The following is a 6,146-nucleotide window of genomic DNA, read 5'->3' on the forward strand; positions in this document are numbered from 1 at the left end:
CGACGCCGAGGACGCCGACGGCGACGGCGGCGAGTCGGTGGCCGACGGCTAGCCACCCGGCGGCGGTGGTCGGCGCGGTGAAGCCGTCACCGCACACCGGCCACGCGGTGCACGCCGCCGCGGCGTCGGTCAGCGCCGTCGTCGCGCCGACGAGGAGCAGGAGATAGACGCCCATCGCCGTGGCGGCGAGGAGCGCGTGAAATCGGTCGTGTGTGCTGTTCGATGCCACGGATAGTCACCTACCGACGGTTCGTACGCGGTGTATTTAGGACCCGCGCTTCCTCGGTGAAACCGGGGCGCCGCAGTCGCGACCGTCCGACGAAAAGACAGCAACTATTTAGGTACTTGTTCCTAATCCTGCGACAAGATGCGAAAGACGCGTTTAGCACTCGTTTCGGTGTTCTCGGTGCTGATTCTCGCACTATTCGCGAATCCTGCGGCCGCGCAGCGTCCGCGACCGCCGAGCTCATCAACGAGTTGAACAGTAAGCTGCTGTACGTGGCGATTCCCATCACCGTGCTCGTCGAGGTCATCCTCCTCTACGCGGTGGTGAAGTTCCGCAACAACGACAACCCCCTCCCGACGAAGGAGAACCGCCGGCTCGAAATCACGTGGACCGTCGCGACGGCCATCATCCTCCTGTTCGTCGGCGTCGCCTCCTACGGCGTCCTCGCGAACGAGAACGTGACGTACCAGCCGTCGGAGGAACTGGAGAACGAAGACCCCGTCGTCGTCCACGCCGAGGCCTACCAGTGGGGCTGGGAGATGTCCTACCCCGAGGCCGGTAACTTCTCCACCGGCACCGAGATAGTGGTGCCGAAGGACCGACCGGTCGTCTTCCAGGTGACGTCGAGGGACGTGATACACGGCTTCCACGTCCCCGAGATGGCGCTGAAGACCGACGCCTTCCCCGGCCAGGTGAACACCATCAAGACCGTCCCCTACGAAGAGGGCACCTACCAGGGCTACTGCTCGGAGTACTGCGGCGTCGCCCACTCGCAGATGTACTTCACCGTCGAAGTCGTCTCGCAGGAGGAGTACCAGCAGTGGGTCTCCGAACAGCAGAGCGGCGGGAACGGCGGAAACAGCACGAGCAGTAGCAGCGTCGAGTCGCCCGCGCTGGCGCGGTAGTCAGTCCGACGCGTCTCGCACCCGACTCGCCTCTCCTTCGGTCAGTTCAACGGTCCCGTCGTCGGTTTCGACGAGGAGTCCGCCGCGAGCGGAGACGTCGCGCGCGACGCCCGTCACGTCGTCGGTACCCCGCCGGCGAACCGTCACGCGCGACCCGAGCGTCTCGGCGCGTTCGCGCCACTCGTCCAACAGGCGGCGAAGCGTCGTCTGACGCGACGGCCGCACACCGGGCCAGCAACGCCTCGCGGTAGCGCCGAGCGATTCGGTCGCGGTCCACCGCCCCGACTTCGGCGCGGAGCGTCGTCACCGGGCGGTCGACGGGCAGTTCCGCGGGGTCGAAGTCGGCGTTGATGCCGGTGCCGACGACGACGTACTCGACGGCCGCGCCGTCGCCGTCGAACACCTCGTCGACGGGTTTTCCCGGAACGGGGACGCCGTCCACGACGGGTTCCGTGAGGACGCCGGCGAGTTTCTTCGGGACGGCGTCGGCGTCCGCCTCGAACCCACCGTCGCTCTCGCTCTCGCCGCCGACGACCACGTCGTTCGGCCACTTCAGGCGCGCCTCGACGCCGACCGACTCCACCGCGTCGACGACGGCCATCGCGCCGGCGAACGTGAGGCGACCGACGCGGTCCGCCGACAGGTCGGGTCGGAGGAGCGTGCTGGTCCAGACGCCGCCGGGCGGGGCGGCCCACTCGTTCCCCGTCCGGCCGCGGGGCGGCCGTGAGTTCGTCGCGACCACCATCGTGCCGTGCGGCGCGCCGTCGTCGGCCAACTGGCGGACGCGGAGGCTCGTGTCGCCCATCGACTCGTGCCACTCCACCGGCGGGTCGTCGGTCATACCTATCGCTCACGGTCGGACGCGGGGGACAGAAAGTCGTCGGTCGGTCGGCGGTGGCGACCGGTCGTGGTGGGACCCGGTCGGACGCGCTACGTGTTCGGGTCGTCCGGCGCCTCGGGCGGGGGCCCGCGCTGTTCGAGGACGCGGTCGATGATGCGTCCGGTCGAAAGCAGTTCGCCCTCGTACTCCGGTTCTCGCGCCGAGGCGCGCGTCACCTCGCAGTCGATGCCGCGCGCGTCGAGGGCCGCGCGGATGCTCCGGGTCGTGATGCTGGTCGTGGCCGAGGACGATGACGTCCGGGCGGATGCGCTCGATGGGCACGAAGATGTCGTCGGTGTGCCCGAGGTGCGCCTCCGTCACCACCGAGAGCGCGTCCACCATGTCGCGGCGTTGGCGGTCCGGGAGGACGGGTTTGGCCTTGTGGGTGACGTTCTCCCGGCGGGCGACGATGACGTGGAGTTCGTCGCCGAGAGCGGCGGCGTCTCGCAGGTAGTGGAGGTGCCCCGGGTGGAGGATGTCGAACGTCCCCTGCGCGATGACTCGCTCCGTCATCGGTCGGCGTCCTCCAGGTCGAGTCCGAGGTCCGACTCGTCGAAGTCGAAGAACGCTTCGGGGTCCGGCAGGTCGACGTCGAGGACGTCCAGCGTCGTCGGCGCGCCCTCCTGGTCGACGCCCGCCAGTCGCTCCGGCGGTAGGGGTGGCCGAGGATGATGTGGACCTGCCCGTTGCCGAACGTGTCCAGGTCGGCGTCGCTCGGCCGGAGGACGCCGTTCGGGTGCGAGTGAATCGACCCGACCGCGCGCATGTCGTTCGGAATCATGTTCGAGTTCACCGTCGCACTCATCGAGTCCGACTTCGTCCCCGGGATGATGAGCACGTCGGTGATGACCGTCCCCGACCGGTCGAGGCCGACGCGCCGCGCGTCCTCGCCGCGGAGAAAGCCCATGTACTCGTTGGGGTGCGTCTCCTTGGACGCCTCCAACGCGAAGTCGAGTGCCTCCTCGGCGATACCGAGAATCTCTTTCGACCGGAAGAGGCGCATGCCCCAACTCGGTCGCGTCGGCATCTAAGAGTTCCGGTCCACGGAGCGACCAAACCGCACGACTGCGACGCGACGACCGAAGCGTCACTCTCAGGAGGCGACGGCCCGAAGCGCGGGTATGCCCGGCGAGACGACACCGTCGCCCCGGACGGTCCGCGCCCGCGCAGCGTCGCAGTTCGAGTCGGCCGTGACCGCACTCACCGAACTCGACGGCGGCGAGGTGGGGACCGTCTACCGACTCGACTTCGCCGACCGCGCGTCCGTCGTCGCCAAGGTCGGCGACACGCCCCTGACCGTCGAAGCCCGGATGCTCCGCTCCCTCGCCGCGGAGTCCGACCTGCCGGTGCCGACGGTGTACGACGCGACGGACGACCTGCTGTTCATGGCGTACGTCGAGGGCGACGGCGCGTTCACGCCGGCCGTCGAACGCGATATCGCCGACCACCTCGCCGCCCTCCACGACGTGACCGCGGAGCGGTCGGGGTTCCCGTTCGACACGCTCAGCGGCCCCTACCGCCTGCCGAACCCGTGGACCGACTCGTGGGTCGAGTTCTTCCGCGAGCACCGACTGCTCGACGCGGCCGAGGCGGCGGCGACGGAGGGGACGCTCCCGCCCGCGGACGCCGAACGAGTGGACGCCCTCGCGGCCGACCTGGAGGCCATCCTCCGCGAACCCGACGCGCCCGCGCTCGTCCACGGCGACGTGTGGCGGGAGAACGTCGTCGTCCGCGACGGCGCGGTGCGGGCGTTCCTCGACCCCGCCGTCTACTACGGCCACCCCGAGGTGGAACTCGCCTACGTCGCCCTGTTCGACTCGTTCGGCGACGCCTTCTTCGACCGGTACGCCGACCGACGGGGAATCGAGGACGGCTTCTTCGAGACGCGCGCGACGGCGTACGGCGTCTTCCCCCTCCTCGAACACGTCCGCTTCTTCGGCCGGGACTACCTCCCCCGCCTGCGCGAGTCGCTGACCCAACTGGGGTACTGAGACGAGGCGGGCGCGAGCGGCCTCGAATCGCCCGCCTCGGCGGCGGACGCGCATGTAAAGTCTTAACCGGCGGCCACCACTTTCACCGACTATGACTGTCGAAAACGCCGGGGATTCCGGCGGCGAGTCCGGTTCGAGTTCGGACGCGGACTCGCGACCTGTCGTCTACGACTTGGCACCGAACTGCACCCTCGACGACACCGAAGTCGGCGCGAACTACCACGCCGTCGTCAACGGCGTCGTCGAGTACGGCATCTTCGTCGACGTCTCCGACGAGGTGTCCGGCCTCGTCCACGAGTCGAACCTCGACCGCACGTACGAAGTCGGCGACCGACTCATCGTCTCGCTGGAGGAGGTCCGCGAGAACGGCGACGTCGCGTTCGACACCGTCAGCTTCGAGGACTACCGCACGGTCACCGTCGACTACGAACCCGACATCACGCCCATCGCCGACGTCGAACCCGGCATGGACGTGTTCGTCGAGGGCGTCGTCGCGCAGATAAAGCAGACCGGCGGTCCCACCGTCTTCCGCATCGCGGACGACACCGGTATCGTCTCCGCCGCCGCCTTCGAGGAGGCGGGCGTCCGCGCCCACCCCGAGGTCGAACTGGACGACGCCGTCCGCATCAGCGGCACCGCCGAGAGCCACGAGGGCGCACTCCAACTCGAAGTCGACTCGCTGACTCGCCTCCACGACGAGGCCGCCGAAGCGACCCGGCAGCGTCTCGACGACGCCCTCGACGAACGCGCCGAACCGAACGAGGTCGACCCCCTCGTCGAGTGGCCCGCCTTCGAGAAACTCCGCGACGACCTGCGCGACGTGGCCCGACTGCTCCGTCGGACCGTCCTCGAAGGACGCCCCATCCGCGTCCGCCACCACGCCGACGGCGACGGGATGTGCGCCTCCGTGCCGGTCCAACTGGCGCTGGAGAACTTCATCTCCGAGGTCCACGACGACGACGACGCGCCGCGACACCTGTTCAAGCGCCTGCCGTCGAAGGCCCCGTTCTACGAGATGGAGGACGTGACGCGCGACCTGAACTTCGCCTTGGAGGGCCGCGCCCGCCACGGCCAGCGTCTCCCCCTCCTCCTCATGCTGGACAACGGGTCCACCGAGGAGGACGTGCCCGCCTACGAGAACCTCGCGCACTACGACGTTCCCATCGCCGTCGTCGACCACCACCACCCCGACCCCGAGGCGGTCGAACCCCTGCTGGACGCCCACGTCAACCCCTACCTGTACGACGAGGACTACCGCATCACCACCGGGATGATGTGCGTCGAACTCGCGCGCATGATCGACCCCTCCATCACGGAGGACCTCGAACACGTCCCCGCCGTCGCCGGCCTCTCGGACCGGTCGAAGGCCGAGGTGATGGACGAGTTCGTCACCCTCGCCGAGGACCGGGGCTACGACCGCGGGAAACTGCTCGACATCGGCGAAGCGCTGGACTACGCGGCCCACTGGCTCCGCTACAGCGACGGGCAGTCCATCGTCAACGACGTGCTGAACGTCGGCTGCGACGACGAGGAACGCCACGAGGAACTGGTCGAGTTCCTCGCCGAACGCGCCGAACGCGACGTGGACCGCCAACTCGACGCCGCGGAGTCCCACGTGGAACACGAGACGCTCAGTTCCGGGGCGCACCTCTACACCATCGACTTGGACGAGTGGGCGCACCGCTTTACCTACCCCGCGCCGGGGAAGACGACCGGAAAGCTCCACGACCGGAAGGTGCAGGAGCGACAGGAACCCGTCATCACCATCGGCTACGGCCCCGACTTCGCCGTCCTGCGTTCCGACGGCGTCCGCCTCGACATCCCGCAGATGGTCGCCGAACTCAACGAGGAAGTCGTCGGCGGCGGCGTCTCCGGCGGCGGCCACCTCGTCGTCGGCTCCATCAATTCGTGAAGGGGATGCGCAGCGAGGTCATCGACAGCCTCGTCGAGAAGATGGCCGACGCGGAACTCGACGCGGAACTCTCCTCGCAGCGCCCGTGGACGCCGACCTGTAGACCCGTAGCGCGTCCGCGTCACCCGCGCGTTCACCGCTCGAACCGAACCGTCTTCTTCAGCACCAGTCCGGCCAGCGTCGCCGACGCGAGAGCGCCGGCGACGAGGAGCCACGGCGTTCCGTCGTCGCC

3 protein-coding genes and 6 pseudogenes are annotated in these 6,146 nt (G+C 68.9%); 3 read left to right on the forward strand and 6 right to left on the reverse strand.

The window, feature by feature from the left end:
* Positions 1-175: pseudogene (locus GJ632_RS18460) on the reverse strand (protoheme IX farnesyltransferase); the annotation flags it as partial.
* Positions 176-367: 192 nt separating this feature from the next.
* Here GJ632_RS18460 and coxB point away from each other — a divergent pair.
* Positions 368-1,131 (forward strand): annotated as a pseudogene (coxB, locus tag GJ632_RS18465) (cytochrome c oxidase subunit II).
* On the opposite strand, the gene GJ632_RS24255 reads toward coxB, so the two are convergent.
* The 4 genes and pseudogenes from GJ632_RS24255 to GJ632_RS18480 all read right to left on the reverse strand — a co-directional run bounded on the left by GJ632_RS24255 (position 1,132) and on the right by GJ632_RS18480 (position 3,014).
* Positions 1,132-1,356 carry a hypothetical protein gene (locus GJ632_RS24255; protein ID WP_343161255.1) on the reverse strand — a complete coding sequence of 75 codons (225 nt, stop codon included), beginning with the start codon at positions 1,354-1,356 and terminating at the stop codon, positions 1,132-1,134. It abuts the pseudogene before it with no gap.
* Positions 1,357-1,639: 283 nt separating this feature from the next.
* Positions 1,640-1,972, reverse strand: a pseudogene (locus GJ632_RS24260) (biotin--[acetyl-CoA-carboxylase] ligase); the annotation flags it as partial.
* Positions 1,973-2,061: 89 nt separating this feature from the next.
* A pseudogene (locus GJ632_RS18475) lies at positions 2,062-2,524 on the reverse strand (adenylyltransferase/cytidyltransferase family protein).
* Positions 2,521-3,014, reverse strand: a pseudogene (locus tag GJ632_RS18480) (Mov34/MPN/PAD-1 family protein). The pseudogenes GJ632_RS18475 and GJ632_RS18480 overlap by 4 nt, the downstream one beginning before the upstream one ends.
* A 118-nt stretch (positions 3,015-3,132) precedes the next feature.
* Here GJ632_RS18480 and GJ632_RS18485 point away from each other — a divergent pair.
* Positions 3,133-4,002: a fructosamine kinase family protein gene (locus GJ632_RS18485; protein ID WP_191453710.1), complete on the forward strand. Its 870-nt coding sequence runs from the start codon at positions 3,133-3,135 to the stop codon at positions 4,000-4,002.
* Between the two features lie 91 nt (positions 4,003-4,093).
* A pseudogene (locus GJ632_RS18490) lies at positions 4,094-5,991 on the forward strand (DHH family phosphoesterase); the annotation flags it as partial.
* 56 nt (positions 5,992-6,047) lie between these two features.
* On the opposite strand, the gene GJ632_RS18495 reads toward GJ632_RS18490, so the two are convergent.
* A partial coding sequence (locus GJ632_RS18495; protein ID WP_191453711.1) for an LPXTG cell wall anchor domain-containing protein occupies positions 6,048-6,146 on the reverse strand: 99 nt, incomplete at its 5' end.

This window comes from Halogeometricum sp. CBA1124 (assembly GCF_009741955.1).
GTDB classification, from domain to species: domain Archaea; phylum Halobacteriota; class Halobacteria; order Halobacteriales; family Haloferacaceae; genus Halogeometricum; species Halogeometricum rufum.